The sequence below is a fragment of the Caulobacter sp. UNC279MFTsu5.1 genome (genome assembly GCF_900114015.1).
In the GTDB taxonomy this organism is placed as follows: Bacteria; Pseudomonadota; Alphaproteobacteria; order Caulobacterales; family Caulobacteraceae; genus Caulobacter.
This window is the reverse complement of the sequence record NZ_FORN01000009.1, coordinates 1-23,826: the sequence shown is the minus strand read 5'-3', so window position 1 is coordinate 23,826 and position 23,826 is coordinate 1. Positions and strand designations below refer to the sequence as shown.

Below are 23,826 nucleotides of genomic sequence, written 5' to 3'. Positions count from 1 at the left end.
GCGCCATGCCACCTCCCCCGCTATGCGGGTGAGGAGCGGCGGGCGGTTGTCTTCTCCTCACCCGTGAAACGGGGGAGGTGGCGCGAGGCGCAGCCTCGTGACGGAGGGGGCGTCAACTCAAGCCGGCAGCCACCGGCGCGGGAACTTGTCGCCCAGGGCTCGCGCCTCGCCCGGCTTCAGGCCCAGTTCGCGCATCTTGTAGGCCACGACCTCGCGCAGGGCCTCCACGGGCTCGCGACCGCCGGACGGGCTGGAGGCGACCGGGCCGGCCTGCATGGCCAGGTCGACCGCCGCCCACTCGGCCTGGGCGCGGTCGGGCTTGCCGACGGCGAAATAGTGGCGGACGGGCAGCCGCTCGCCGGGCGTCTCGACCATCACGCCGACCACCCAGCCTTGAACGATCAGATCGGCGTCGGGGCGCTGGCGAAACATGTCCGCCGATGTAGCAGGTTTCGACGCGCCGTCACCCGGCGCGAAGCCGGAGGGGCGCGTCGTCAGCCCAGGACCTGGAACGCCGCCTGGCTGATCAGGCCCAGGGTCAACCACAGGGCCAGGCCCAGCACGATATAGATGGCCTTGGGGGTACGCCGGTTACGAAAATGGTGGATCTCGTGTCTCGCCATCGCCCAGCCTCCTGAACGCCTCCTGCGTTCACGGAGTCAAGAACGGGCTTGGCCGTAGTTTCGCTGCATGTGTTAACGTGGCTGTGATCGGTTATCCACAAGCGGAGCGGGAACCGTGGACAACACTCGCCCGGACTCGCGACCGGGCGTTCCGCCCGTCGAAGGTGAGTGGAAGGGCGATACGCGCCGAAACTCCACGCAAAGAAAAAGGGCGGGACCGTTCGGCCCCGCCCTTCTCCGTAACAATCAGCTTGAGCTGACGAGACTTCTTAGAAGTCCATGTCGCCCATGCCGCCCATGCCGCCGCCGGGAGGGCCGCCGGCCGGAGCGCTCTTCTTGGGCGCTTCGACGATGGCGGCTTCGGTGGTGATCAGCAGGCCGGCCACCGAGGCGGCGTCCTGCAGGGCGGTGCGGACCACCTTGGCGGGGTCGATGACGCCGTCGGCGACCAGGTCGACATACTGCTCGGTCTGGGCGTTGAAGCCGAACGTCGCGTTGTCGCTTTCCAGGATCTTGCCGACCACGATCGAGCCTTCGACGCCGGCGTTCTCGGCGATCTGGCGGATCGGAGCCTGCAGGGCGCGACGGACGATGGCGATGCCGGCGGTCTGGTCGTCATTGTCGCCGGTCAGGGCGGCCAGGGCCTTGGAGGCCTTCAGCAGCGCCACGCCGCCGCCCGGGACGATGCCTTCGTCGGCGGCCGCGCGGGTCGCGTTCAGGGCGTCGTCGACGCGGTCCTTCTTTTCCTTCACCTCGACTTCGGTCGAGCCGCCGACGCGGATGACCGCGACGCCGCCGGCCAGCTTGGCCAGACGCTCTTGCAGCTTTTCCTTGTCGTAGTCCGAGGTGGTGTCCTCGATCTGCTTCTTGATCTGCGAGATGCGGGCCTCGATGGCCGACTTCTCACCGACGCCGTCCACGATGGTGGTGTCGTCCTTGGTGATCGAGACCTTCTTGGCCTTGCCCAGCATGTCGAGCGAGACGTTCTCGAGCTTGATGCCGAGGTCTTCGCTGACGACCTGGGCGCCGGTCAGGATGGCGATGTCTTCCAGCATGGCCTTGCGGCGATCGCCGAAGCCCGGAGCCTTGACGGCGGCGACGCGCAGGCCGCCGCGCAGCTTGTTGACCACCAGGGTGGCCAGGGCTTCGCCCTCGACGTCCTCGGCGATGATCACCAGCGGGCGGCCCGACTGGACGACGGCTTCCAGCACCGGCAGCAGCGGCTGCAGCGACGACAGCTTCTTTTCGAACAGCAGGATGAGCGGCTCTTCGAGCTGGACTTCCATCTTGTCGGCGTTGGTGATGAAGTACGGCGACAGGTAGCCGCGGTCGAACTGCATGCCTTCGACGACGTCGAGTTCGGTCTCGGCGGTCTTGGCTTCCTCGACGGTGATGACGCCTTCGTTGCCGACCTTGTCCATGGCGCGGGCGATCATGTCGCCCACTTCCTTGTCGCCGTTGGCCGAGATGGTGCCGACCTGAGCGATTTCGGCGTTGGTGGTGACCTTCTTCGACGACTTCTTGATCTCGTCGACGACGATGTGCACGGCCTTGTCGATGCCGCGCTTCAGGTCCATCGGGTTCATGCCGGCGGCAACCGACTTGAGGCCTTCCTGGACGATGGCCTGGGCCAGGACGGTGGCGGTGGTGGTGCCGTCGCCGGCCTTGTCGTTGGTCTTCGACGCGACTTCGCGGATCATCTGCGCGCCGAGGTTCTCGAACTTGTCAGCCAGTTCGATTTCCTTGGCGACCGAGACGCCGTCCTTGGTCGAGCGCGGGGCGCCGAACGACTTTTCGATGACGACGTTGCGGCCCTTGGGGCCCAGGGTGACCTTCACCGCGTTGGCGAGGATGTTGACGCCGCGCAGCATCTTGTCGCGCGCGTCGGAGGAGAAATAGACGTCTTTAGCGGCCATTTGAGAGCCCTTCTAAAAGAGAAACTTGGGGAGAAAAGCGGTCGAGGGGTCGGGCCCTTAGGCCTCGACGACGCCCAGAACGTCGCTTTCCTTCATGATCAGCAGGTCCTGGCCGTCGACCTTCACTTCGGTGCCGGACCACTTGCCGAACAGGATGCGGTCGCCGGCCTTCACGTCCAGGGCGACGATGTCGCCCTTGTCGTTGCGGGCGCCGGGGCCGACGGCGACGACTTCGCCTTCCTGCGGCTTTTCCTTGGCGGTGTCGGGGATGATGATCCCGCCCTTGGTCTTGGTTTCTTCTTCGACGCGCTTCACCAGGACGCGGTCGCCGAGAGGGCGAAATTTCATGACTCGTTCTCCGTCGGGACGGTTTTAAAGATATGGTCCGTCGGCAAGCGGGGAGCGCCGCTGTTAGCAGTCGCTCCCATCGAGTGCCAACGCCGGGCAGGAGTTAGGACCGGGGGGTTGGGGAGTCAAGGAGAACAGTCGCCGATTTGCTGTGGGCGAAACCGCCCCTAGTCAGGCGACGGACATAGATAGGGACGAAGACGGCGGCATGAAGACGATCATGAAGACGAAGCAAATCCCGATCCTGGCCCTGGTCGGCCTTCTGGCCCTCCCGGCCGGACTCTCCGCCTGCGCCAGCGCCGCGCCGCCCGCAGCCCGCGTCGTCACCGAGGCCGACGGCGGCCCGGTCGGGCTGGCGCGCGGCCAGACCCTGGAGGTGCGGCTGGGGTCGAACGCCGGGACCGGCTACGCGTGGCGGCTGGACCGAGAAGCCTCGCCCCTGGTGCTGAGCGGCGGCTCCAGCCAGGACGTCGCCGCCTCGCCCGGCCTGCCCGGCGGCCGGCTGACCACGGTCTACACCTACCAGGGCGCCGGACGCGGCCGGGCCGAACTGGCCTTCACGTTCAAGCGCCCCTGGGAGCCCGACAAGCCCGACGACCGCAAGGTCGTGTTCAAGGTAAGGGTGCGCTGATGATCGACCATATCGGACTGACCGTGCGCGACGTGGAGGCCTCCAAGGCCTTCTACGACGCCGCCTTCGCCCCGCTGGGCATCGAGATCGTGATGAGCGTCAGCGCCGAGGAGACCGGCGCCCACGCCTATCTCGGCTATGGCCCCGCCGCCGACAGCCGCGACATCCAGGCGGGCAAGCCCAGCTTCTGGATCGGCGGCGGCGAGACCCTGACCGGCCCGATGCACGTGGCCTTCGTGGCCAAGACCCGCGCGGCGGTGGACGCCTTCCACGCCGCCGCCCTGGCCGCCGGCGGCGCGGACAACGGACCGCCCGGCGTTCGGCCGCATTATCACCCCAACTACTATGGAGCCTTCGTGTTCGACCCGGACGGCCGCAACGTCGAGGCCGTCTGCCATGCGCCCGCCTGAAGACCCTAAGACCGAGCGGTTGGAGACCAGATCCGCGTGACCTTTTCGAGCTATGGCCTATCGCTCGTCCTGGCGATGATCGCCTGCGTGATCGGCGGGGTGCTGGGCGGCCTGACCCTGGTCCGGCCCGGCACGGTCCTGGGCCTGACCGCCCTGGACAGCGACGCGGGCGATGATGACGACACTCCCTCCGCCGCCGGCGCCCAGGTCGAGGGCAGGACCGAGGGCCGGGCCCTGGGCGGCCTGCTGATCCTGTCGCACGCCGCCGCGGCCCTGTTCCTGGGCTACCAGTCGCATGTCGGGGCGGCCATGGCCTTCGCCCTGGCCATGGCCTGGGCCGGCGCCGCCCTGGGCCGCGCCGTCTCGGCCCTGGTCGACCGCGCCCGCGGCCGCTTCAACCTGGGCAGCCTGGCCTTCGAGATCCTGATCGCCGTCACCCTGTCCCTGCCGTTCTTCAACGCCGGCCGGCTGGTGGTGCTGCGCGGGCACGGGATGCTGGTCTAGGTTTCAGAGAGGCGCCCGACAGGCTCCTCAGGCGAGACTATCTCCACTCCTCAACCGCCCCCATGCGCTTGACGGGCGGCGGCGCGGCGACGCGCCATTGGGGTTTGGGCAGAGGTTTGGCGAAGTGCCAGCCCTGACCCAGCTCGACACCCAGGTCGCGGAGCAGGTTGGCGGCGTCGCGCGTTTCCACCATCTCGGCGATCGTGGTCATGCCCAGATCGGAGCAAAGGGCGACGATGTGCTTCAGGAGCACGGCGTCACGGCCGCCGCGCCGCAGCGCCTGGACGTAGCGGCCGTCGATCTTGACGATATCGATGTCCAGGCGGCGCAGATAGTCGAGCGAGGCGGCGCCGGCCCCGAAGTCGTCGAGACACACCGCGTGCCCCAGGGACTTCAGCCGCCGGATTATGGCGTTGGCGACGTCCAGATCCCCGATCATCTGGGTCTCGGTGACTTCCAGCAACAGGCGGGACCGCAAGGCGGGACGAGGGGCGACGAGCGCTTCGAAGGCGGACAGGAACCGCGGCAGCGTCAAGGAGCGGGCGCTGAGATTGACCGCGATCCTGCAATCGGCGGGCTCCGCCTCCAACGCCGACAGAACCGTGCCGACCACGGCGAGGTCGAAGTCGGCGATCATGTCGAGTTCCTCGGCCAGCCGGATCGTGTCCGCCGGACTGGCGTTGGCTTCGAACCGCGCCAGGGCTTCGAAATGGTGCAGGCCGCCGTCGGCCAGGCTCACCACCGGCTGGTAGGCGAGCTGGAAGGCGCCCGCCGCCACCCGGGCCCGAAAATGGGCGGAGTCGCGGATCATCCGCTGGACCGCCGCCTCGAAACCCGCGGCGGCGGCGTCGGGCCCGTCCTCGATGAAGCGATCCAGGACATAGCGCATGGCCCGCAGGTTCTGGGCCTGGGCGCCGGCTTTCAAGGGCAGGTGAACGACGGCGGGGTCCAAGAGCGAGCCAGTGGCCCGGCCGAGGTCGGTCTTGAGGCGGTCCGCCGGCGCGGTCTCCGGGCTGAGCACCGCATAGCGGTCCGGCGCGACCTCGGTTCCGCCCAATCCGCCCAGGGAATTGGCGCGCAGGGTCGCGGCCAGGCGTCGCCGCATCCCGGCGGCCGCGTCCGGCCCCAGCTCGGCCAAATGTCCGCCAAGGCCGGCGAATTCGACGAGGTCCAGGCGGACCGACAGGCCGGCCGATTCCGCATCCCGCAACAGCGCGTCGGCGGCGGCGGTGAAGTCGGACGCGGCCAGCAGGCCGTCGGGGGGCGATCCGACGGCGGCCTGGGGCGCGGCGCCGAGGCTGAGGGCGCAGGACAGGGCCGCGCCCGCGATCGGCATCCGGAAGACCGAAAGCGAGACGTGACGATCGATCTTCCCCGGCCGCGCAAGGGCGACCCGCAAGGGTCCCTGGCGCTCGCCCGGCCCCACGCAGTCCAGCAAGGTCTTCAGCAGCTCCGCGTCGTTCGGGGAGAACAGGGCCAGCCAGTTCAGCCCCTTCAGATCCGGCTCCTTGCGTCCGGTCAGGCGCTCCGCCGCGCCCAGGGCCAGACCGATCAGGCCGTCGGCGGCCACTTCGAAGACGAGATCGGCGCCCGCGAAAGCGAAGCCCATGAGACGCCGCGGCATGGTCGCGCTCATGTCAGGCGACCCAGGTGAGCGCATCTTTGGGCGCGACGATCAGGCTGTCCTCGAAATCGAGGAACACGTCCATCAGCTCCGAGGGCGAGATCAGCCGCGTCTTGCCCGCCGGGAAGCGGTAGCGCCAGAAGCTGATGATGTGCTGGACGCCGCCCAGGCACTCGCCAAGCTCGGTGAACATGCCGGGCGCGGTGAGCAGGAAGTCGCGAAAGCCCAGGGTCTTGCCGCCCACGGTCAGGTCCAGATAGGCCTTGTTGTAGACGTCCAGCAGGGCCTGGACCCGCGAGATGGCCTGGCCGACCGCGGCGCGGATGCGTTGGCGCGCCTCGGGAAGGTACTGGGCGGCTTCCGGGTCCCGCGCCCCGCGTGGCGCGATGCTGGAGATCTCCAGGGCCACCTCGGCGATCCCGCCCCTCAGCTCCTCGAGTTGCCATTTGTAGTAAAGAAAACCGCGCCAGGCGAAGACCCCGTCCAGATACTCCTTGTCGCTGAGCTTGAGGGTGGTCTTCAGGGGTTCGAAGCCGTCCTCCGGCCGGTTGGACAGGAGCTTCTCCACCAGGCGGCCGGCGCCCGCGGACGAGCCCGCCGAGCCTTCCTTGGCCGACAGGGCGACCAGGCTGGTGATCTGCTCCCGCACGAAGTCGAACATCCGCTGGATGTCGGCCTCGGAGATCCCGAAATAGATCCGGGCCGGCTCGATCTCGTGACGCCGCAGCTGTTCGCGCAGCAGGAAGGGATCCAGGGAGGGCAGGGAATCGATGAGGTCGAGGACGATGCGGTCCCGGGTCCCCGGCCTGAGGTCGTCGCCGAACACGGCTTGCAGCACCGCCTCGAAATCCCGCTGGCCGACGAAGACGTAGTGGGCGCCGGCCTTCAAGTCCTCGTTGTCGATCGGGATCAGGATCTTGGTGGCGGTGGGCTTGGGGGTGGCGAACAGGCTGTATTCATGCGGCCGCAGCCGGTGCTTCAGGATGATGCTCCGGTCCAGCAGCCGATGGGTGAAGAAGGGCGCTTCGAAGAAGGCCGGGTCCGAGCCGTGCTTGCGGTGGATCGCCGTGAGGTTAAGGACCCGCGCCGTGGAGGCCGACTGCTGCAGCGCCGTGAGCCTGCGCACCGATCGATCATTTTCCATCAGGCCCGACGCCTCCAACGACCGGCGCGGATGATGGCGTCGCGAGCGCGCCTTGCCGCCGGCTCGCGAAACGATTGTCGGTCAGACCCGCCATGTCGGCGGGCAAGCTGCGGGATCTCATGACGTTCAGCCTTTGCGCTTCTCGGTCACACATGCCGGTTCCATCCAACGCCCGAGGTTAGAGCGGAGACGGTGCGGCAGAGTTAAGGCCCCATGTGACCGAACGGCGCAGGTTCGCCGGCCGCTGCTCAGGGTTGTTTCGGGGGCGGTCGGGGCTTTATCGGTTCAGGCGGGCGCCGGCCCGGGATGACGGTGGAAGAAGGGCGCGGGACTAGGCTAGTCTCGCCCCATGACCCATCGCCCCTTCGTCCGCCGCGAGATCCTGGTCGGCGCCGGCCTGTTGGCCGCCTTTCCCGCCGCCGCCCAGGTCGCTCCGGCGCCGCCCAAGCCGCCGGTCTATGTCGCCATCGACACCCCGCAGGGCCGGATCGTCATCGCGCTGGCCGTGGCCCAGGCGCCGATCACCACCGCCAACTTCCTGCGCTATGTCGACCGCAAGCTCTATGACAAGGCGACCTTTTTTCGGGCCTCGCGGGCCCCGGGGGCGGTGGACTACGGCCTGATCCAGGGCGGGCTGCAGAACGTCGGCGCCCTGCCGCCAGTGGCCCACGAGCCCACCAGCCAGACGGGCCTCAAGCATGTCGACGGCACGGTCTCGATCGCCCGCACCGCGCCGGGCACCGCCACCTCGGACTTCTTCATCTGCATCGGCGACGCGCCCTATCTGGACGCCAACCCGGCCGCGACCGGCGACAACCTGGGCTTCGCCGCCTTCGGCCGCGTGGTCCAGGGCATGGACGTGGCCAAGAAGATCCTGGCCCTGCCCACGCCCGGCAAGGCGATCAATCCGGTGATGAAGGGCCAGATCCTGGATCCGCCCGTGCCGATCACCTCGGCCCGCCGCGTGCCGGCGCCCGCGGGACCCGACGTGACGGCGCCGCCGAAGCTGTAAGGGCTTCCCGGGCGTCATGAAGGGTTGTCCTCCCGGAAGCCTCGCAGAGGCTGTCCGGGATCCAGGGGACTGGGCGAAGGCGGTGCGGTTCACCTGGATCCCGGCTCTCCGCTTCGCTGCGGCCGGGATGACAACGAGACGAGCGCCCTCTCTCGACACAAAAAAAGGCGGCGCCGCCGCCGGCGCCGCCCAGTCGAAACCTCCGGGAGGAGGATCGGGTCAGAAGCTGGCCCGCAGACCCAGCAGCACCTGGCGGCCGGGGTAGTAGACGCTGTACGGCGCGTTGTCGTAGCCGAACGTGGTCCGCAGGGGCTCGTTGGTGATGTTCAGGGCGTCCAGGGTCACGCGCCAAGCCTTGTCGGCGAACGGCAGGACATAGCCGGCCGAGACGTCCAGCTGGCCGCGGGCCTCGGCCTTCAAGGGTACATTGATGTTGTTCTGCGGACCGTTGGCGGCGACCGACTCGTCGTTCCAGACGTAGTTCACGCTGAGCGACGCGCCGTGGCCTTCGTAGAAGCCTTGCAGGTTGACGCGGTACGGCGCGACGCCGGGGGCGAACAGGCCCGTCGACGAGCTCTGCTCCAGCTTGGTGGCGTTGGCCGAGAAGCCCAGGCCCTTGACCAGGAAGTCCAGCGGCTGGACCCAGGTCAGCTCGACGCCCTGGATCAGCAGCTTGTTCAGGTTGATCGGCCGGTTCAGCGTCACGGTGGCCACGCTGGGACCGCCGCGCAGGTTCAAGGCCTGCTGCTGCGAGGTGTTCAGGTCGGTGAAGTTGATGCCCAGCGAGGTGAACGGCACGGTGGTCTGGGTGGTGACCGTGAAGCCGTCGATGTCCTTGCGGAAGAAGGCCACGCCCACATAGCCGATGCCGCCGGTGTAGTACTCGCCGCCGATGTCGATGTTGTTGGAGGTGTAGGGCTTCAGGTCCGGATTGCCGGCGCTGGCGACCTGGGCCGAGATGTCCGAGAAGGTCGTGCCGGGCAGCAGTTGGCCGGCGTCGGCCCGGGTCATGCTGCGCGAAATCGCCAGGCGCAGCTTGATGTTCTCGGCCGCGTCATAGGTGAAGTTGGCCGACGGCAGGACGTCGTCGTACTTGGCCGACAGCGTCTGATCGGTCAGGCCCGAGGCCACCTGGATCGGGCTGGTGACGGTCTGGTCGGTGTGGAAATAGCGCAGGCCGACGTTCATCCTGACGTCGCGGTCCAGCAGCGAGCCCTTGGCGTTGGCCTCGACGTAGGTTCCCCAGGTCTTTTCCTCGATGTCGCCGACCGAGCCGCCGGTCACCGCGCTGCGGGTCCGCGGGGCGCTGTCGCGATAGAAGGCGTAGTTGGTCGCCTTCTTCAGCGCGTCCAGGTCGGTCATGATGAAGCTGGTGTAGCCGACGCCGCCCTTGGCCAGGTGGCCGAAGTCGTCGATGTTCACCCGCCGCAGGTACTGGCCGACCTGGCTGTTGAGCACCAGGCCCGTCGCGCCGTCGCAGGTGGCGCCGCAGACGGCGGTCTGGAAGGCGGTCGAGTTGTCGTAGGCGCGGATCGAGCGGCTGGCCTGGTCGTAGGCCGCCCCGACCTTGATGTTGATCTCGCTGTCGCCGAAGCGCGCGTCGACGTGGGCGCCCTTGGTGGTGGTGTCGCGGGCGATGTTCTGGACGTTCACCCGGTACCACCGCCAGCCGAGGTTGGGATCGCCCAGGTCGCGGTTGGTGGTGATGCTGGGCTGGCCGCTGTCGCTGGCCTGGTAATAGACCTCCAGGCCGCTTTCGCGCGGGGTCTGGAAGTCGAACTGCGGCTGCTCGCGGAAGAAGGTCGAGTGGCCGTAATTGACCTGGGCGTCGACGACGATGTTCTCGCGCGGCTGCCAGCGCACGGTCGGGTTGACGTTGTAGAACTTGGTCGTCTGGTCGAAGATGTCGTTCTCGAGGAAGAAGCTCGAATTGGCGAAGGTGCCCGAGGTCACCACGTGGTTGGCGTCCACCTTCAGGTCGATCGGCACCATGCCGCCGGTCGAGGTCGGCGCCGTGCCCGGACCCGAGTTGCGGACGTACCAGTTCATGTTCAGGCGCTGATAGTCGCGCTTGGACTTGGCCCAGATGCCGTCGATGGCGAACTGCAGGTCGTCGGTCGGGCGGTATTCCAGCGACAGCAGGGCCGAGACGCGCGAGCGCGTGCCCTCGGTGTAGCTGTTGCGGCCCAGGCGTGGGATCAGCGCCCGGCTCAGGTCCTGCAGCGACAGGCCCGAGGTGGCGGCCAGGTCCAGCGGCGCGCCGGCCGTCAGGCCGTGGCCGGTGTTGTTGGGCACGACCGAGGCGTAGAAGAAGCCGTTGCCGGTGTCGGCGCCGGTGTTGCAGCCGGCGCAGGCGATGTTGCCGTCGGTGTAGCCGACGGTCTCATAGCCGTCGACGCGGGTCTTGGTCTTGACGCCCGAGACGCCGAACAGCACGCCGAACTTGTCCCAGGTCTTGCTGGCGACCAGCGCGCCGCGCGGGCTGATATCCTTGTTGCTGTCGGTGTACTGGCCTTGGGCGATCACCGTCAGGTGCTGGCCTTCCCGGTCGAACGGCCGGGCGCTGTGCAGGTTGACCGTGCCGGCGATGCCGCCTTCCAGGGTGTCGGCCATCGGGCTCTTGGCCACGTCGAGGCGGGTGAACAGCTCCGACGGGAAGAAGTCGAGGTCAACCTCGCGATTGGCGCTGCCGCCGGTGGTGCCGCCGTCCGAGGCCACCGCGATCTGGGTGTTGTTGAGCAGCACCTTGGAGAAGCTGGGTCCCAGGCCGCGGATCGAGACCTGCACGCCCTCGCCGTTGATGTCGCGGTTCAGGGTGACGCCGGGGATGCGGTTCAGGGTCTCGGCCAGGTTGGTGGCCGGCAGCTTGCCGATGTCCTCGGCGAAGATCGAGTCGCCGAAGGCCACCGCGTCGCGCTTGGCCGTGGTGCTGGCCTGCAGGCTGCGGCGGATGCCGGTGACGATGATCTCGTCGACGGCGGTGTCGTCGACGGCGGCTTGAGCCGGAGTCGGCGCGGGGGCGGCGGTCTGGGCGTGGGCCGCGCCGGCCGCCAATCCGGCCAGGGCGGTGGCGGCCAGCAGCGTCTTGCGGGGATTGAATCGAGTCATGCGTTTTCCTCCTGGCCGCGTCTTGGGGAGCGACAGGCCATTGTCGTGGTTCGGCGGGGGGTCGGTCAGCGGTAGCGGTAGAGCTTCACCCGCTGGATCTGGAACTGGTCGGGCGGCAGCCGGATGTGGCGGCCCTGGTGGGTCTGGTCGCCGTTCAGGGTCCGGCCGGGAACCCAGCGGCCCTGGGCGTCGAACACGCCCTCGACGGCGCTGTCGATGCCGGCCAGGGCGGGGCCGTCGCCGGCGCTCGAGAAGGTGACCACCAGGCCGCGTCCGGCCATCAGGTACTCCTCGGGGCCGATCTGGATGATCAGCCCGCCGTGGCCGGCGGTCTTCTGGTCGGCCTTGGGCGTCCAGGTGTCGACGAAGGCGACGTTGAAGCGATAGTCGCCGATCACCTGGCTGACCGGCTGGTCCAGCACCGTGCCGTCCTCCAGCACGCGCGGCTTGAAGCCCGACATCCTGTCCAGCCCCTGGGCCGCCAGGATCGCCGGGGTCAGCTGCCTGAGTACGCCATAGGCCTGGGTCACGGCCTCGTGCTCTTTAGGTTCGGCGTTCTCGACCTGGAACGGCGAGAAGCCGAACGCGTCCAGCTTGCCGATCGCGTAGAAGGCGTTGGCCGGCGTCTCGGGCGCGCCGACATTGTTGGCCTCGGGAATGAACAGCGCATTGTCGGGGCGCTTGTAGCGGCCGGCCAGGTCGCTGAAGTTCGGGAAATAGATGTCGGGCGAGATCAGGTCGACGCTGGGCGCGCCGGTCTTCCAGACGTCGATCAGGTGCGGCAGCGGCCCGCCGCTGGGATATTCGCCCGGCGCCTTGCCGGTGCGGTTCAGGGCGACATTGACGTACATCGGCAGCGGATAGGCCGCCTTGCCGGCCCGGGTCACCGCGTCGGCGTAGCGGGCGTAGAACCAGGCGGTGAACACCTCCTGGCCGGCGTCGCCGTCGCCGAACACCTGGGCCCAGGTCCCGGAGGTCTTGGAGCCGTGGGCCTGCCACAAGGCCCGCAGTTCCGGCTCGATCGCGGCCCCGCCCGACACGAGACGCTGCAGGAGTTCAGCCGGCACGGACCCGGCCCAGGCGGCGTTGGCTTCCGGCCCCCATTCGCGGGCGACGGGCAGCATGCCGATCTCGTTCTCGACCTGGACCATCAACACCGTGCCCTGGGCGTCCACCGCCTTCAGATGGGCCAGCAGGGCGGCGTAGGCCCGGGCGTCGGCGTCGCGGGTGTTGGTGGAAAAGGCCGACAGGATCTCCTGGCTGCCCCCCCATTTTTCTCCTGGATTGGGGGCCGCCTTGGCGCGCGGGAAGCGGACGTCGTCGCGCTTCACCCACGACGGGACGTAGGTCGACATGCTGTTCTTCCAGGCCCCGAACCACAGCAGGACCAGATGCATGTCCTGGGCGCGGGCATCCTTCAGCAGGCCGTCGACGCTGGCGAAGTCGTAGGCGCCTTCCTTCGGCTCGATCAGCTCCCACGAGACCGGGGCCAGCACGGTGTTGAGGTTCATGGCCTTCAGCTTGGGCCAGTACCTGGCCATGTAGGCCTGGCTGGAGGCGCTGGAATTGCCCAGCTCGCCGCCCAGCACCAGCATGGGCTTGCCGTCGACCACCAGCCGCCGGGCCGAGCCCTGGGCCTCGAGGCGGGGGATGTCGGCCAAGGCCGACGGACCCAGCAGCATCGACAGCGCCACGGCCAGGCCGCCGACGGTCGCGAGGCCTTTCGGACGCGGCCGGCGAGCGCGAGGCTGGAGGGGTTCCTGGTCCATTCGTTTCCCCGCTCGGCTCGGCGTGCTGTCGCGCCGTGACCGATGATACCGCTAACACATCTTACAGGTGGTCAGATCTGTCAATCTCGATAATCACTATTTGTCAGGCCAATTGGATGACCAGTGTTCTGCTCTTGGTCCGGATGAAAGGCGCGGCCTCGCCTGGACGCCCTGGGAGAGGACGACCCGACCGAAGGGCCACCCCGGAGCGAAACACGAGACTCGGTAAGTCACAAAATTCATCGTGAATTCCGCCACATGGCCGGATCCGCCGCCCACGCCGCGCGGATCGCTCTTGATCGCATGGAGCCGCCAAGCGTCGCCATGGCACGGAAGGATTTCAGCTTTATTTCGGAAGCGTGTTCATCAGACCACAATTCGGCCATTTCAGCCGAGGCCGCCGAACATTCGTCACGAGGCGCTCGTTCGCGCCCTAGGCCGAAACAGTTGTCAGACCTTTAACCTCGGGCGACGCGCGGTCGGACCGCCCCGGCCATCCGACAGCCTTGGGCGAACATCTGACCCAGCGCCGAGCCCAGAGCCGATCAACATTCGACGGCGCCGCCCAATGGGTCGGTTATTGCTCGCCGCCGGCGCCGGAAAAAACCGCGATCCGTAAAGGGCGGCTAGCGGGGCGAACGGACTGTCCGTGGAGGTTACTCGCCAAAGACTTCGTCAAGCAGTGAGAACGCCATCGTCCAAGCCCGGCGTTCAGCGCGCGCGTCGTAGCCGAACCCGGGCATCGGCGCCAACTGGTCGACGCGGGGGTTCGTGTAGGTGTGTCCGACGCCGCCGAACAGATGAAGCTGCCAATCCGCGCCCTTTTCCTCCATCTCCGCGGCGAAGGCGGCGCGATCCTCCGGCGGAACAACGGCGTCGCGAGCCCCGACCATCATGAGCAGCTTGGCCTCGATCGGCCCGTCGACGCTCCCGGCTGGGCGTTTGAGACCGGGATGGAAGCCGATGGCGCACAGGATCGGCGCCCTCGCCCGTGCAAGTTCCGCGGCGACGATGCCGCCCTGGCAGAACCCGATCGCCGCCAGCCGAGTGTGGTCGACGTTGGGCTGAGCCGCCAGCGTTTCCAGGGCGGCGGTGGAGCGGGTGAGCATCAAGCCAGGGGTCGCCATCATGTGCTCATGCTTGGCGATCATCTTCTCGAAGGAGAACTGCTCATAAGAGAATAGGCCCTCGCCATAGAGATCAAGCGCGAGCGCGACATAGCCCCGCCCGGCGAGCTTGCGCGCCCAAGTGGTCATGCGTTCGTCTCGGCCCAAGCCCTCGTGGGCGATCAGCACGCCGGGCGCCGGCGCGCCGCGCGAGCCATCGACAAGGTAACCGGTCATGGTCACTTCGCCGGATCGATAGGTAACTTCACGCTCGTTCATGATCGCCGACCCGCTCTATGTCGGACCAGCTTGGCGCTGAAAGCCGGCGTCTGTATTGAAACTTTGGGACTCCCAAGACCTACAGGTAATAGGTCACCGATGGGTCCGCGCCGCCGAATGTTTCGGCCAGCGGCGAGCGACCGCCGCGCGCGTATCGGCCCGGCGTGGTGCGCAGACGCCGCCGCCACTCTCGAATTTGATGGGCCTGATCGGAAAAGCCGGCGCCGCCTTCGCAGCCTGCCTGGACGGCGCTCAGACTGCGATCGAGGCGATGGAGATCTGACAGTTCCTTGGGACCGATTCCCAAGTGCTCCTTCACGAGGCGCGATAGATGTCGCCTCGTCACGCCAAGCGTTTCCGCGGCGACCGACACGCGCGACGCATAGGTCAGTTCGCGCGAGGCGGCCTCGAACAGGTCGATGGATCCCGTGGCGCCGACGGCGGCCAGCCGCGCCAGCAACCATCCGTCGAGGGCGGCCGCCAGGCTGTCCGGGCGCGCGGACGCATCGTTCAGGAGAGTCGCCGCGACGCGATCGCCGACCACGGAACCGACGTCCACAAGAGAATTTGCGACACCGGAAGCGCAGCCGGGGAAAAGACGCGCCAAGCCCAGCGGTGTGAGCAGCGCCATGATGAAATCGGTATCGACATCCGAGCGCCAGGATCGCGCCTGCGTCTGAACCCCCAAGAGCGAGAGCATCGGCGTAAGGTCGCCGTCTGAACTGCGGTTCGGACGTCCGATATTGACGGTCAGCACCGCGCCCGGTCGCGGGGCGGTATCGATCGGACGTCCACGATAGGCTCCGACTCGATCGGAGACGCGCCAATATCCTGACACGTAGGGATAAAGCGGCGGCGACGGCCGATGAGGGCTGAACAGGGTCATACCTTGGTGCTCGTAATGGCGCGATGCCCGCCAAGGACCCTATCACCAGCTAGATCATCAGCGACGCGCCCGTGGCCCACGTGCGGATGTTCCGCGACCGGGCTTTCAGAGGCGGAGGGCGAGTTGGCCCGCGGAGCCCTCAAGCGGACCTGCTGAATGCCCGCAACGGATCGATAGCGATCAGGACGCACCTGGCCAGCGGGCAGCCGCGGTCAAGGCCGGATCTGGCGCGGCCGCCGACGGCGGCTCCCGCCGGATCGGTCATTTCGCGCCGGGCAACTTGATTCCCAGCAGGACCAGCCGGTCGCCGGTGATCCCGAACCAGTGCGGCGCGCCGGCCGGAATCAGGATGACGTCGCCCGGGCCGAGCGGCCGTGTCGCGCCGCCCTCGATCTGGCTGCCCTCGATCAGATTGGCGTTGCTGACCTTGGCGTCGGCCATGGTCCCGCCCGAAACCAGCGTGCCGGAGCCCTCCAGCACGATGGCGTATTCCGCCTCGGCGGGGTGGACCGCGGGGCGGCCCGGCTTCTTCCAGATTTCGATCGCCGCCACGGTCGCGCCGTCGCGGACCAGGGGCCGCCACATGAACCCCTGATCGGGCTTCATCGCGGCCAGCATCTCGCGCACCTGGGCCTGGACCTCCGCGCCGCTGGCGAAACCGGACGGATCGGCCGCTGGGGCGCTCGCCTGGGCGGAAGCGGCGGCGAAGCCCGACGAGACGGCGATCAGCAACGACGTCGCGCCGATCGTGAAGGTCCTAGCCATAGTCTTCATCGCCGCTCTCCCTGGGTCGTGAACCCATAGCAGACACGTCGTCCCCTTCGAAGACACTGCTCGGCTCAGCCTAGGGCCAGCGCTCCCCTACCGCACCTAGGGATCGCATATGCCCCAAAATAGCTGTCATCCCGGACGAGCGCGCAGCGCGAAGATCCGGGACCGGGGCGTGAACTCCGCGCTTGCGGCGGTCCCGGATCTGCGCCCGGCTTCGCCGGGCTTGTCCGGGATGACAACTTTCTTGGCGGTGAGCCCATATGCCAACGCCCCCTACCGCACCGGGCACGCCACCCACTGGTAGGCCCGGGCCATCACCCCGCCGTCGGCGCGGATCAGCATCACGCCGCTGGCCTCCCCGCCCGCGTCGGTGACGTTCGAACAGCCGCCCGAGCGGATGTCGGCCGAATAGCTGTGCTTGCGGTCGGCCTTGTAGGTTCCGTCCGGATTGACCCAGACCGTGGCGTACGAAGAGCGGATCGGGCCGCCGCCATAGACCCGCGCGCCCGGGCGGTAGAACCCGTCCAGCACCAGGGCCTCGGCCTTGGGGATCTTGCGGGCCCTCATCCAGCCGATCACGTCGGTGAAGCAGGCGTCGCCCAGCAGCTGCTCGCCCCGCTCGGCGCAGCCGGGGCGGTTGCCCATGACCACCGGCATCACCGCGCCATAGGCCTCGTAGGTCGCCACGGGCGCAGGCGCGGGCGGCGCGCCGCAGCCGGCCAGGGCCCGCTCGCGCACCTGGTCGCCGGGCGCGACCTCGAAGTCGACGGGGCTGGTCAGGCCGCAGCCGGCCGGGGCGGCGAGGCTGGACTTGTCGAACCAGCGCTTGTCGGCCTTGAAGCCCTTGCGGGTCCGCTTGAGCACATATTGCTCGGTCTCCCGGGCCGTCAGCACCACGCCGGGCGCGACCGGCCGCTTGGCGCCGATCACGTCCAGCTCCTTGAGGTCGGGCCGGGCGGCCAGCACCGCGACGCCGGCCGCGAAGCAGACGCCGTCGCGCAGGACCGCGTCGGGCGCGCAGTCCGGACGCGGCGCGGCCAACTGCCGGGGCAGGCCCAGCACCTCGACCGTGGCGGTGGCCGGCCAGCGCTCGCCCGGCTCGTTCGGCCCGATCGGCGGCCGGCGCGGTCCGCCATAGCCGATCGGCGGGACCGGCCCGCCGCAGCTGACCGTCTGGACCTCGCGCGCCACCAGCTGGCCGTCGCGGACGTCGAGCCGGTAGTCGACCCCGCGGCCGGTGGCGAAGCAGTCGCGCGGGACCCGCACCGTCGAGCTGGGCAGGGTCACCGGCCTGACGACCGGCGCGCCGCCGCCCAGCGACACGTCATAGAGGCGGTAGGCCTGGCCGATGGGGCCGGAGATCACCGTCCCCGCCCCATTGCCGGCGCCCGGCGCGGTCAGGACCCGGCCGACCGTGGCGCCCCGGGCCTTCATCCCGGCCAGCGCCTGGTCCAGGCAGGCGCCGTCCGGCAGCTGGGCCGGCCGGGGGCATTTCGGATTGGGCGTCGCCACCGGCAGGACCGCGCCCAGGACGTCGCGCAGCTCGCCATAGACCGGCTCGCGCAGCAGTCGCATCTCCGGGCTCTGGGCCGAGGCCGCCCCCGCCCCCGCCGTCGCCGTCGCCGTCGCCCCCAGGCCGATCGCCAGCAGGAGACCCAGCCCCCCGCGCTTCGCATCCACCATCGCCACCCCCCGTGGTTGTCGCGGCTAGATTGCAACCTTGACCGTGAAATGCAATGCCGCCACCTGCCGCCAGCTGCTGACAGTCCCTGTCAGCAGGCCCCCTAGCCTTCCCGGCCGCGCGGTCCTACCTTCCACCCATGGCCCGATCCCAAGAGACCGATGCCGGCGGCGTCTCCGACGTCTCCGCCAAGTTCATCCATGACGTCGCCCTGGACGGCGAGCTGGGGGCGCCGACCCCGGCCCTGTGGCAGCCGCACCGCCCCGCGCGGCCGGAGAAGTCCGAGGGCGGCAGGAAGTTCAAGCTGGTCTCCGACTACCAGCCGGCCGGCGACCAGCCGACCGCCATCGCCGAGCTGGTCGAGGGCCTGAACAACCGCGAGAACGACCAGGTGCTGCTGGGCGTCACCGGCTCGGGCAAGACCTTCACCATGGCCAAGGTCATCGAGGCCACCCAGCGCCCGGCCCTGATCCTGGCCCCCAACAAGACCCTGGCCGCCCAGCTCTACAGCGAGATGAAGAGCTTCTTCCCCGACAACGCGGTCGAGTACTTCGTCAGCTATTACGACTACTACCAGCCCGAAGCCTACGTCCCGCGCACCGACACCTACATAGAGAAGGACAGCTCGATCAACGAGCAGATCGACCGCATGCGCCACTCGGCGACCCGGGCGATCCTGGAGCGCGACGACGTGATCGTGGTCGCCTCGGTCAGCTGCATCTACGGCATCGGCTCGGTCGAGACCTACACGGCCATGACCTTCACCCTGGAGGTCGGCCAGACCATCAACGAAAAGCAGATGATGGCCGACCTGGTCGCCCAGCAGTACAAGCGCAACGACGCCGCCTTCGAGCGCGGCACGTTCCGCCGCCGCGGCGACACCATCGAGATCTTCCCCGCCCACTACGAGGACCGCGCCTGGCGCGTCAGCCTGTTCGGCGACGAGGTCGAGGCGATCAACGAGTTCGACCCGCTGACCGGCAAGAAGACCGGCGACCTGGAGATGATCAAGGTCTACGCCAACAGCCACCACGTCACCCCGCGCCCCACCCTGCGCCAGGCCATCGTCAGCATCCGCGAGGAGCTGAAGGAGCGCCTGGAATGGCTGACCGCCAACGGCAAGCTGCTGGAGGCCCAGCGCCTGGAGCAGCGCACCACCTTCGACCTGGAGATGATCGAGACCACCGGCTCGTGCGCCGGCATCGAGAACTACAGCCGCTACCTGTCGGGCCGGAAGACCGGCGAGCCGCCGCCGACCTTCTTCGAATACATCCCCGACAACGCCCTGCTGTTCACCGACGAGAGCCACCAGACCGTCCCGCAGATCGGCGCCATGTACAAGGGCGACCGCAACCGCAAATGGACCCTGGCCGAGTACGGCTTCCGCCTGCCCTCGGCGCTCGACAACCGCCCGCTCAAGTTCGAGGAGTGGGACGCCATGCGGCCGCAGTCGATCCACGTCAGCGCCACCCCGGCCAAGTGGGAGCTGGAGCGGGCCGGCGGCGTGTTCGCCGAGCAGGTGATCCGCCCCACCGGCCTGATCGACCCGCCGGTCGAGGTCCGCCCGGTCTCCAAGGACGGGGCCAGCCAGGTCGACGACGTGGTCGACGAGATCCGCCAGACCAAGGCCAAGGGCTACCGCACCCTGGTCACCGTCCTGACCAAGAAGATGGCCGAGGACCTGACCGAATACCTGAACGAGCAGGGGATCGCCGTGCGCTACATGCACAGCGACGTCGACACCATGGAGCGGATCGAGATCATCCGCGACCTGCGCCTGGGCCAGTTCGACGTGCTGGTGGGCATCAACCTGCTGCGCGAGGGCCTGGACATCCCCGAATGCGGCCTGGTCGCCATCCTCGACGCCGACAAGGAAGGCTTCCTGCGCTCGGAGACCTCCCTGATCCAGACCATCGGCCGCGCCGCCCGCAACGTCGACGGCAAGGTCATCCTCTACGCCGACCGGGTGACCGGCAGCATGGAGCGGGCCATGGAGGAGACCGCCCGCCGCCGCGAGAAGCAGCACGCCTACAATCTCGAGCACGGCATCACGCCCGAGAGCGTCAAGCGCGACATCAAGGACATCCTCGACAGCCCCTACGAGCGCGGCGACCGCGTGCTGGTGCCGATCGGCGGGATCGGCGAGGGCAAGGACGCCAAGCCGTTCAGCGGCGACAACTTCAAGGCCGCGCTGAAGGACCTGGAGGCCCGCATGCGCGAGGCCGCCGCCAACCTGGAATTCGAGACCGCCGCCCGCCTGCGCGACGAGATCAAGCGCATGAAGCTGATGGACCTGGAATTCGCCAACGAAGCCCTGACGCCCCCGGGCGAGGCGGTGGACAAGGCGATGCCCGCTCGCGTTCGCAAGGAGTTGCGGGCGGAGCAGGCGGAGGCGTTTCGGAAGGGGCGGTTGTAGGGGCTACTTGAGGACGACGACGATAGCAGCTTGCTTGACCTTATCACCGGAAGGGAATTCAGACTCGCGGGTCCAGATTGAAAGCTGCTTTTGTGAGATCGATCAAAATCAGAATACTGATCCAAACGACGGTAATAGAGGCACCGTTTACAAATGCTGCACTGCGCTCACCACAGACAATCAAAGGCTTCAGAACTACCAAAACCAACGAACACACCAGCATTGCAATGAGCATATATGCGGAGTGGCGTATATGACTCTTCGTTTTTATGAAAATCGGCCTATCTACGCGATCCTCCAACCCATTTAGGGCGAGATATAGGTTTGCAACCGAAGCAAGGGTTATAGTTACAACTACACCCATAAAACTCAAAAACTCTTGATTTACAAATCCCTTTAAGAACGAGTTTGAGTCACTAATAGACCAGGGAGCTGCAGCCACCAACAGGAACCACAGCCCCACCCAGACAATCAGACTGCAGGATGCGATCGTCTTATTCACGTCCCAAGATCTTCTTCCATTTCGCCGCAGCACGGTCCAGGAGACTTTCGCGAGCCTGCCGATCCTCGCTCAAGGTAACGATTTTTGGCTTCTCGGTCGAGTTAAAAGTTTTGTCACGCCTAGCTCTCGCCCTTATCTTTCCACTTCCTGTTTCCGCATAATCCACGGCATCCTTGATTTGCTTGGCGTCCGTATCCAAACCCTCTGAACTTTTGAATGTCGTCGATACAGATTGCGTTTTGATAGCCTTCCTAAGCTCGATCAACTCGTCGCGCATTTCTTCATCGACACTCCAGAGACCATTTGGCGTCACAAAATCAAAGGTAATTGACGTCACTTGCCCCTGATTTTGCCGAGCAAACTCCCAAAATGTGGCAGCATCGAAAATAGGTTGAACGTCCATCACAAAGGGCGCGTGAGGACGCTGCTGGTTCACACACCGAGCCAACGCCGATATGAGTGCGATAGGCCCGCCTATTTCCTTGAAAACTTCGACCGAAGCCTTCTGCCCGTCGACATGATCAGTCGGGTCAACCACAATCAAACAGGCTTTCCACGCCTCATGGATTACTTCTTCCAAGCCCATTTCCGGCGGCGAGTTCTCCTCGGTTAGGACTCGCCTTCCAAGTCTACCCATTAGAACTTCGCGGGCAGAGTGGCTTGGGTCCGGTCGATAGTGAAATCGACTGCCGTAATGAGGAAACTCCCAATTTTCAGAGAAAACCTCACGTAGGAACTCCTCCCTAGTGAGCCTCGGATTCTCAAACGCATCGATCTGCGCGCGCTGTAGAAGTGAAATCCGGAAAAGTTGGAACTTGTCCGCCAAGGCCGCCCCCGCCATCCATGGTGGAGGTAGATTGGCACCTAAACCCTTTCCGTGCAATCTTCGCTGAGAATGTTGGAAGCGGGAGGGGTATCATGGCAGGCAAATGCCCAAAATGCGAAAGGCGAGTGGAGGAAGCACGTCTAGAACATATGAATATTTCAGACGGCACTTTGCGCATCCGCGCCTTCAGCGCATCATGTCCTTATTGCAGCACGACTATGGGCGTCATCGTCGATCCGCGAGTTAACGATGAAAACGTCGGAGAGGTCCTGTCGATCCTAAAGCGCAATCGACTTTAGTTACGTACCGTTGGCGATCGTCTCGCCGTGAGATGAAAGGCTGGCTCCCCTTCGCGAGGAAGGGAGAGACCCCTACAGCCCCCAGAACACCTCCGGCGCATACCGCCTCGGGCTCACCGGATGGGTGCCGTGTTCGAAGCAGCCCTGGACCATCTGCTCGGCGCGCGGGTCCTCCTCGCCGGCGACCCGTCCCACCGCGACGGCGCAGGTGAGTTCCGGGATCGCGACCTCGTAGCCGTCCGGGAAGACGTCATCGAGCAGGCCCGGGATCATCAGGCGCGAAGGCCCCAGCCCGTCGTCGTGCAGGAACACGACGAGGATCATCCGGCCATCGTCGTCCCGCAGTTCGCCCGACCAGGGCCGCGTCGCCGCCATCCGCGCCAGGTTCGCCGTCGCGGCGGCCCGCCAGTCGGCGCCCTGCCCTTCCCAGGACGCGACCATGTCGTGGTTCAGATAGTCCAGCCAATTCGCCGCGCCGCGGACTCCCCAGCTCAGGTCGAGCCCGTCGACCTCCAGCGCCTCCACCGGCCCGATCCAGGATCCGGTCGCGGCGAACGCCTTGGGGATCAGCACCGGATAGAGGTCGTGCAGGGCGTAGGTCTTCACCGTCTCGACCTCCGGCGCCGGCTTGCCGCCAAACCAGCCCCGCATCCGCTTCCACATGCCCGCCCCCGTCGGACGGGGACCCGTCCTTACATCTCATGGAGGCATAGCGTGCCGGTCTGGACAGGTCAGTCAAGGACGGCGCTCCGCGCCGCCGCGTCGCGGCCGGCCTCCGGCCGGTCCTTGAGCAGCCTGTCCAGACCGGCGACCGTCTCGCCGTGAGATGAAAGGCTGGCTCCCCTTCGCGAGGAAGGGGCAACCGCCACCTCTGAGAAACCCCTCATCCGTCAGCTTCGCCGACACCTTCTCCCGCGAGGGGAGAAGGTGTGTCGCGCGCCTTTCCCTCTCCCCTTGCGGGAGAGGGTGGCGGTCCGGAGGACCGTCGGGTGAGGGGTCGACGGCGAGGTCGGCCGCGCACGGCGGAACGGCCGGGCGGGGCGGTCGAGGTTTGAGAGACCCCTCATCCGGCGGCTGCGCCGCCACCTTCTCCCGCAAGGGGAGAAGGGTTCATCGGCCGCAGGCGCTCAGGATTTCGGTCAGGACGGCGTCGGGCGCCGCCTGGATGCGGCTGTTGGCGAACCGCAGCACGCGGAAGCCTTGCCCGCGCAGCCAGGCGTCCCGCGTCACGTCGTGAAGGCTGTCCTCGTGGTGCGGCCCGTCGGCCTCGACGATCAACCGGTGGCGCGGGCACAGGAAGTCGGCGACGTAGCGGCCGAGCGGGACCTGGCGGCGAAACTTCAGGCCCTCCAGGCGCCGATCACGGAGCAGCGCCCACAGCAGGCGCTCCGTGGCGGGCGGCGCGCGGCGCAGGCGCCGCGCGAAGGCGAGTTGTCGGGCGCGATCGACCATGACGAGAACAATACGGGAACATCGTGGGTTGGCAAGCCCCGCCACCTTCTCCCACAAGGGGAGAAGGATCATGGGGGCCTTATCCTCGGCGTTCAGCCAACAAACCCCCGCGATTTCAACGCCCTGAATTTTCTCGACCCGATTTGGTCCCCACCCTTCCAGACCGGCCGTATCCTGGTCTCACCTCGTCGCGGGGAAAGGGCGCATGGCCAGCGACCGATGCGGCGGCGGGGGGCGATCGAGCGGGACTGGGCTGGAGGGGGTTACTCCAGCGTGTCCGGGGCCTTCCATCGTTGGGAAGCCCGCCCGCCGTCGGCGTCGAACGGGGACAAAGCGCGTGAATTGCCCATAGGCCCGCGCCCCCGGCGTCCGGTTTCTCCCGAAAGGGATCGAGACCGGGTCCGGCTAAGCCTCAACAGGGCTGCCCACCGGACGCTGGCGGAAAACGACCGCGCGGAGCGTTGGCTTCGTCGAAACGGTATTTATCAAAGAACTCCGGACGTCGTCCGGCGCTCCGCG

Annotated in this window: 21 protein-coding genes; 5 read left to right on the top strand and 16 right to left on the bottom strand. The window is 67.3% G+C overall.

Going from position 1 to position 23,826, the window contains the following annotated elements; all coding sequences use genetic code 11:
• Window positions 1-117: 117 nt before the first annotated feature.
• The 4 genes from BM066_RS07225 to groES form a co-directional block, all read right to left on the bottom strand.
• Complete coding sequence (locus BM066_RS07225; RefSeq protein WP_018062362.1) at window positions 118-432, bottom strand: hypothetical protein; 315 nt, start codon at window positions 430-432, stop codon at window positions 118-120.
• 62 nt (window positions 433-494) lie between these two features.
• Entirely contained in the window at window positions 495-623 is a 129-nt protein-coding gene (locus tag BM066_RS26915; protein ID WP_018062363.1) for a hypothetical protein, read from the bottom strand.
• Between the two features lie 269 nt (window positions 624-892).
• The gene (gene groL, locus BM066_RS07220) at window positions 893-2,539 is read right to left on the bottom strand and encodes a chaperonin GroEL (protein WP_018062364.1); all 1,647 of its coding nucleotides are present in this window, start codon (window positions 2,537-2,539) and stop codon (window positions 893-895) included.
• A 57-nt stretch (window positions 2,540-2,596) separates the two neighbouring features.
• On the bottom strand, window positions 2,597-2,887 hold the full coding sequence (gene groES / locus BM066_RS07215; RefSeq protein WP_004618615.1) for a co-chaperone GroES: 291 nt from the start codon (window positions 2,885-2,887) through the stop codon (window positions 2,597-2,599).
• A gap of 220 nt (window positions 2,888-3,107) precedes the next feature.
• Between groES and BM066_RS07210 the strand changes: the two genes are divergently transcribed.
• The 3 genes from BM066_RS07210 (at window position 3,108) to BM066_RS07200 (ending at window position 4,432) form a co-directional block, all read left to right on the top strand.
• The gene (locus tag BM066_RS07210; protein ID WP_143093677.1) at window positions 3,108-3,518 is read left to right on the top strand and encodes a protease inhibitor I42 family protein; all 411 of its coding nucleotides are present in this window, start codon (window positions 3,108-3,110) and stop codon (window positions 3,516-3,518) included.
• On the top strand, window positions 3,518-3,928 hold the full coding sequence (locus BM066_RS07205) for a VOC family protein (protein WP_018062366.1): 411 nt from the start codon (window positions 3,518-3,520) through the stop codon (window positions 3,926-3,928). The genes BM066_RS07210 and BM066_RS07205 overlap by 1 nt, the downstream gene beginning before the upstream one ends.
• 75 nt (window positions 3,929-4,003) lie before the next feature.
• A complete protein-coding gene (locus tag BM066_RS07200; RefSeq protein WP_018062367.1) occupies window positions 4,004-4,432 on the top strand; it encodes a DUF4345 family protein in 429 nt (142 codons plus the stop codon).
• Between the two features lie 37 nt (window positions 4,433-4,469).
• On the opposite strand, the gene BM066_RS07195 is transcribed toward BM066_RS07200, so the two are convergent.
• Window positions 4,470-6,056: an EAL domain-containing protein gene (locus tag BM066_RS07195; RefSeq protein WP_177218398.1), complete on the bottom strand. Its 1,587-nt coding sequence runs from the start codon at window positions 6,054-6,056 to the stop codon at window positions 4,470-4,472.
• 13 nt (window positions 6,057-6,069) lie between these two features.
• Window positions 6,070-7,200, bottom strand: coding sequence for a hypothetical protein (locus BM066_RS07190; protein WP_049801125.1), 1,131 nt, complete (start codon window positions 7,198-7,200; stop codon window positions 6,070-6,072).
• A 349-nt stretch (window positions 7,201-7,549) separates the two neighbouring features.
• Between BM066_RS07190 and BM066_RS07185 the strand changes: the two genes are divergently transcribed.
• Window positions 7,550-8,212: a peptidylprolyl isomerase gene (locus BM066_RS07185; RefSeq protein ID WP_018062370.1), complete on the top strand. Its 663-nt coding sequence runs from the start codon at window positions 7,550-7,552 to the stop codon at window positions 8,210-8,212.
• A 219-nt stretch (window positions 8,213-8,431) separates the two neighbouring features.
• Here the strand turns inward: BM066_RS07185 and BM066_RS07180 are convergent, their stop codons facing one another.
• From BM066_RS07180 to BM066_RS07150, 6 genes are all read right to left on the bottom strand, one after another.
• Window positions 8,432-11,320: a TonB-dependent receptor gene (locus tag BM066_RS07180; RefSeq protein WP_018062371.1), complete on the bottom strand. Its 2,889-nt coding sequence runs from the start codon at window positions 11,318-11,320 to the stop codon at window positions 8,432-8,434.
• A gap of 65 nt (window positions 11,321-11,385) precedes the next feature.
• Window positions 11,386-13,089 (bottom strand): GH35 family beta-galactosidase, encoded by a 1,704-nt coding sequence (locus BM066_RS07175; RefSeq protein ID WP_018062372.1) that lies wholly within the window; start codon window positions 13,087-13,089, stop codon window positions 11,386-11,388.
• Window positions 13,090-13,745: 656 nt separating this feature from the next.
• Window positions 13,746-14,474 carry a dienelactone hydrolase family protein gene (locus BM066_RS07170; protein ID WP_026176603.1) on the bottom strand — a complete coding sequence of 243 codons (729 nt, stop codon included), beginning with the start codon at window positions 14,472-14,474 and terminating at the stop codon, window positions 13,746-13,748.
• A 79-nt stretch (window positions 14,475-14,553) separates the two neighbouring features.
• Window positions 14,554-15,360, bottom strand: coding sequence for a helix-turn-helix domain-containing protein (locus tag BM066_RS26910; protein ID WP_255367508.1), 807 nt, complete (start codon window positions 15,358-15,360; stop codon window positions 14,554-14,556).
• A 261-nt stretch (window positions 15,361-15,621) separates the two neighbouring features.
• Complete coding sequence (locus BM066_RS07160; protein ID WP_026176604.1) at window positions 15,622-16,134, bottom strand: cupin domain-containing protein; 513 nt, start codon at window positions 16,132-16,134, stop codon at window positions 15,622-15,624.
• A 270-nt stretch (window positions 16,135-16,404) separates the two neighbouring features.
• Window positions 16,405-17,814 carry a hypothetical protein gene (locus tag BM066_RS07150; RefSeq protein ID WP_018113267.1) on the bottom strand — a complete coding sequence of 470 codons (1,410 nt, stop codon included), beginning with the start codon at window positions 17,812-17,814 and terminating at the stop codon, window positions 16,405-16,407.
• A gap of 137 nt (window positions 17,815-17,951) precedes the next feature.
• On the opposite strand from BM066_RS07150, the gene uvrB reads away from it, so the two are divergent.
• A complete protein-coding gene (gene uvrB, locus BM066_RS07145) occupies window positions 17,952-20,228 on the top strand; it encodes an excinuclease ABC subunit UvrB (RefSeq protein ID WP_018061783.1) in 2,277 nt (758 codons plus the stop codon).
• A gap of 58 nt (window positions 20,229-20,286) precedes the next feature.
• On the opposite strand, the gene BM066_RS25895 is transcribed toward uvrB, so the two are convergent.
• The 4 genes from BM066_RS25895 to BM066_RS07135 form a co-directional block, all read right to left on the bottom strand.
• The gene (locus BM066_RS25895; RefSeq protein WP_143093674.1) at window positions 20,287-20,730 is read right to left on the bottom strand and encodes a hypothetical protein; all 444 of its coding nucleotides are present in this window, start codon (window positions 20,728-20,730) and stop codon (window positions 20,287-20,289) included.
• Window positions 20,723-21,556 (bottom strand): hypothetical protein, encoded by an 834-nt coding sequence (locus tag BM066_RS25890; RefSeq protein ID WP_143093673.1) that lies wholly within the window; start codon window positions 21,554-21,556, stop codon window positions 20,723-20,725. Before BM066_RS25890 ends, BM066_RS25895 begins: the two co-directional genes overlap by 8 nt.
• A 371-nt stretch (window positions 21,557-21,927) precedes the next feature.
• A complete protein-coding gene (locus BM066_RS07140; protein ID WP_018061782.1) occupies window positions 21,928-22,518 on the bottom strand; it encodes a DUF1444 domain-containing protein in 591 nt (196 codons plus the stop codon).
• 447 nt (window positions 22,519-22,965) lie between these two features.
• Window positions 22,966-23,379, bottom strand: coding sequence for an endonuclease domain-containing protein (locus BM066_RS07135; RefSeq protein WP_255367507.1), 414 nt, complete (start codon window positions 23,377-23,379; stop codon window positions 22,966-22,968).
• Window positions 23,380-23,826: the final 447 nt, after the last annotated feature.

Excerpts from the sequence above, each read along its gene's own strand:
- BM066_RS07225 (WP_018062362.1), bottom strand. The coding sequence starts at position 432 with ATGTTTCGCCAGCGCCCCGACGCCGATCTGATCGTTCAAGGCTGGGTG.
- BM066_RS26915 (WP_018062363.1), bottom strand. The coding sequence starts at position 623 with ATGGCGAGACACGAGATCCACCATTTTCGTAACCGGCGTACCCCCAAG.
- groL (WP_018062364.1), bottom strand. The coding sequence starts at position 2,539 with ATGGCCGCTAAAGACGTCTATTTCTCCTCCGACGCGCGCGACAAGATG.
- groES (WP_004618615.1), bottom strand. The coding sequence starts at position 2,887 with ATGAAATTTCGCCCTCTCGGCGACCGCGTCCTGGTGAAGCGCGTCGAA.
- BM066_RS07210 (WP_143093677.1), top strand. The coding sequence starts at position 3,108 with ATGAAGACGAAGCAAATCCCGATCCTGGCCCTGGTCGGCCTTCTGGCC.
- BM066_RS07205 (WP_018062366.1), top strand. The coding sequence starts at position 3,518 with ATGATCGACCATATCGGACTGACCGTGCGCGACGTGGAGGCCTCCAAG.
- BM066_RS07200 (WP_018062367.1), top strand. The coding sequence starts at position 4,004 with ATGATCGCCTGCGTGATCGGCGGGGTGCTGGGCGGCCTGACCCTGGTC.
- BM066_RS07195 (WP_177218398.1), bottom strand. The coding sequence starts at position 6,056 with ATGCCGCGGCGTCTCATGGGCTTCGCTTTCGCGGGCGCCGATCTCGTC.
- BM066_RS07190 (WP_049801125.1), bottom strand. The coding sequence starts at position 7,200 with ATGGAAAATGATCGATCGGTGCGCAGGCTCACGGCGCTGCAGCAGTCG.
- BM066_RS07185 (WP_018062370.1), top strand. The coding sequence starts at position 7,550 with ATGACCCATCGCCCCTTCGTCCGCCGCGAGATCCTGGTCGGCGCCGGC.
- BM066_RS07180 (WP_018062371.1), bottom strand. The coding sequence starts at position 11,320 with ATGACTCGATTCAATCCCCGCAAGACGCTGCTGGCCGCCACCGCCCTG.
- BM066_RS07175 (WP_018062372.1), bottom strand. The coding sequence starts at position 13,089 with ATGGACCAGGAACCCCTCCAGCCTCGCGCTCGCCGGCCGCGTCCGAAA.
- BM066_RS07170 (WP_026176603.1), bottom strand. The coding sequence starts at position 14,474 with ATGAACGAGCGTGAAGTTACCTATCGATCCGGCGAAGTGACCATGACC.
- BM066_RS26910 (WP_255367508.1), bottom strand. The coding sequence starts at position 15,360 with ATGACCCTGTTCAGCCCTCATCGGCCGTCGCCGCCGCTTTATCCCTAC.
- BM066_RS07160 (WP_026176604.1), bottom strand. The coding sequence starts at position 16,134 with ATGAAGACTATGGCTAGGACCTTCACGATCGGCGCGACGTCGTTGCTG.
- BM066_RS07150 (WP_018113267.1), bottom strand. The coding sequence starts at position 17,814 with ATGGTGGATGCGAAGCGCGGGGGGCTGGGTCTCCTGCTGGCGATCGGC.
- uvrB (WP_018061783.1), top strand. The coding sequence starts at position 17,952 with ATGGCCCGATCCCAAGAGACCGATGCCGGCGGCGTCTCCGACGTCTCC.
- BM066_RS07140 (WP_018061782.1), bottom strand. The coding sequence starts at position 22,518 with ATGTGGAAGCGGATGCGGGGCTGGTTTGGCGGCAAGCCGGCGCCGGAG.
- BM066_RS07135 (WP_255367507.1), bottom strand. The coding sequence starts at position 23,379 with ATGATCCTTCTCCCCTTGTGGGAGAAGGTGGCGGGGCTTGCCAACCCA.